Source organism: Desulfogranum japonicum DSM 18378 (genome assembly GCF_000429945.1).
GTDB lineage: Bacteria > Desulfobacterota > Desulfobulbia > Desulfobulbales > Desulfobulbaceae > Desulfogranum > Desulfogranum japonicum.
The window spans coordinates 1-2,840 of the sequence record NZ_AUCV01000106.1; the positions used below are offsets into that span (position 1 = coordinate 1).

Annotated in this window: 2 protein-coding genes and 1 pseudogene; 1 reads left to right on the top strand and 2 read right to left on the bottom strand. The window is 40.0% G+C overall.

Annotation, left to right across the window (positions count from 1 at the left end; genetic code table 11):
* Positions 1–344 precede the first annotated feature (344 nt).
* Positions 345–524: a hypothetical protein gene (locus G493_RS0122415; protein ID WP_028582155.1), complete on the top strand. Its 180-nt coding sequence runs from the start codon at positions 345–347 to the stop codon at positions 522–524.
* A gap of 47 nt (positions 525–571) precedes the next feature.
* Here the strand turns inward: G493_RS0122415 and G493_RS0122420 are convergent, their stop codons facing one another.
* Positions 572–1,147 (bottom strand): hypothetical protein, encoded by a 576-nt coding sequence (locus G493_RS0122420; RefSeq protein WP_051309805.1) that lies wholly within the window; start codon positions 1,145–1,147, stop codon positions 572–574.
* A gap of 56 nt (positions 1,148–1,203) precedes the next feature.
* Positions 1,204–2,840 (bottom strand): annotated as a pseudogene (locus G493_RS30825) (HsdM family class I SAM-dependent methyltransferase); the annotation flags it as partial.

Consider the following 2,840-nt stretch of genomic DNA (forward strand, 5'->3'; position numbering starts at 1 on the left):
GGGGAGAGAGTTGTACCGATAGAAGAAAGCGGGCTCGACAGGATCGTCAATGTTTAGGAATGATTCTTCGAACACCAGACTTGACTATAACTCCAGTCTGTTTTCAAATGCAGCATTTCATCTGACATCTTTCCTTTTTATTCCTGACGGTATGAAAGCCTTGCTTCACACCCTTTCTACGATTGATCCGTAGCAACGACAGGCAGAGTTAATCCCGCAAGCGCGAAAAAGATGCGCTTCTCCATTGCCATTGCGACCAAAGGTGCGGGACATAACCTGACGTGCAAAGCGGCCTCCTACGAAAGGTCGCGAAGTGGCGCGGCCTCCAACATCAGGAGGTAAAAATGGAACTGATTACAAAATTTGAACTGGCAGCAAAGAGTGAAAACGAGCTGCACGGATTGTTAAGGAAGGCTTTTAACGCGCTTGCCAATAGTGCACCTGAGAGCCACAAGCGAAGAAACGCTCTAGCATCCATCAAAAACATTCAAAATGAACTCAACTCAAGGGCTTTCCGCCCTTGAGCCTTCATTGAAAGATGTTGTACTTTCAAGAAAAGCTCAAAAAAAAATTACGAAAATGGCAAGAGTCCGTGACGAACCTCTATTATATCCTTTTTACCTGTACGAGCATGGGTAGTGGTAAATCTTTCAATAATAGATATGATTGATACTTCCACTGGACCACTTTTTAAGCCCAAGTCACCTTTTTTACTTTCAATGGTCCGGTATACTTGCGTTTTTGCAAACTTAACATCACCATCCATGACATACCCCAGCATACAAGCAAAGGGTAGACTCTCGGAATATTGTTCTGTTACAAACCGCATAATTCCTTCATCAACATAATCAGTAGCTTGTGACAGCCGTCCAGAGCTACGAACCACATTCAGGCGCTTGCATTCATAAGCAACATAAACACTTCTGTCATTGTCTAGCACAAGAACGAAATCAATTCTGCCTGTATCTGTAATTGCACCTGTTTCGGTCTCTTTAAAAGAATAGTATTGATATTCAAGATACCCCAACCTACGAACAACAGCATCTTTAGACAGGAGATTTACTAGGTTTTCGGTGATAGTATCTTCATCAGGTTGATCCGTAAGAAGACTTTGACATTTAGGCCAAACGTCTGGAATACGTTCCATTAGCCTCTGATCAACACTTCTAAAGCGGGAAGCCCATGACTGAGGATCACCATGAATCATTTACCTTGTCCTGCCTGTCTGTCGAGGGTTATAGAATGCTGTAAATCAGCAACAATAGAATCTGCATCAGCAAGTGCCATAGAGCGTAACCAAAAGCGTTTTTGCATGGGCTTTATTAAATATAAATTGCCATCAATAAAAACTCTAAAGTCTGGTAATAGCTGAAAGTTTCCTGACAACTTGCTAGGTAAATTGCTCGAAATCTTTTCTAAAACATCTTCCAGACTCTTTTCTGTATGTTCTTTATAGGGAGCTACTTCTTTCCCCTGCACAAGCTTTAAGCATAAGATTCCTAGATCGGCATTTTTAGCCTCAAGAGAAATCTCGGTTACTATCCCATCACTTAACCATTCAGAGAGATTTCTTTTTAATGTAGTTGCATAAGATTTTCGGTCATTGGCTTGCGCAGACTGCCATAGGTCAGGAAAACTACCTTTGTGAGGCTGTGTTGCAGGAATGATATATTTGGATGTATCTTCAATGATGGAGATTTCATCATCAGAAAGACAGAAATACTCATAAGCCAACTTATCAACTTCTTTTAGAATTACCTGTTCTTGATTATCCGAAACGAGAATATCGTTTTGTTTCGAAAGCAAATTGTCAATAATTCTTACTAAACCTATCGAAGCCATTTCAGCTTTTTGAGGATCTGGAAGCTCGTCAATATCAGGGAAAGGAAGCTTAAGCAGTTCTTTCGATTTTACTTCTGGCCTATCTGATCCATATGATGCCGTTCCATGAAAACTAAACCAAACAGCCACACGGCTATTTAAAAGTGCTGTAAGCAACTTTGCTTGTTTTTTGTCTTTTTCAGGTACTGTGATCGCTTGAATTATGTCAGTAAAAGTTAGATTTTGCTCTGTATAACAAGCACGTAGCCTTGTTTCAGCTGTCCCTAAACCTCTAGGGATTAAGATACGCGTTCCAATAAATCCTTCCTCAAATCCCTTTCTATGAACTAAAGAGGTTGTCCACGGGTTTGTAGAAATTGATGGTAAAACCAATTTTTTAAAATTTTCTATTGATAGGAACGGATAAAGAGAAACAATATCACTTTCTGTTGTATCGTATGTATTATCCTGTAAGCGCCTATGAACAGCCTGTTTAAATCCTTGACCAATTACCCAACCAGTATTAGTCGGTATTTTTCGTCGTTTTAAGTCGCCATATACTTCTATTAGATCTCCTAGCTTTGAAAAAGAATTCAAATAATGAAATAGCTTTGCATCTGGGCTACGCATCCAAAGGCGTCTCTTAAATGCAAAAGAGTCTTTTTCGACTTCATCAGAACGAAGAACCGCTTTATCCACACTACTAAGTGTAATGAGCCGTTTCATTCGGAGGTTAAGGTCAGCTTTAGGCATCCAGTAATCAAAACGATAAGGAACATTTTTCTTCTCTGTCTTTTTGAAAAGCATTAAAGCCGCAGGTCTATCTGCACCATCAAAAAGCTGGAATCGCAAATCCGAGAAATTAATTACTTTTAATATGCGGGTTTTGTTTATAAACCGATTCCGTGCAGAGACAGTTTTATTACGGTTCCTCGCTGTTTCCTGTGGGTAATGCTTGCTTAGCCACCGCCTATCGTGGTATCCCGTTTTCATTATGAGAGATATAGAACTTTTCCAAA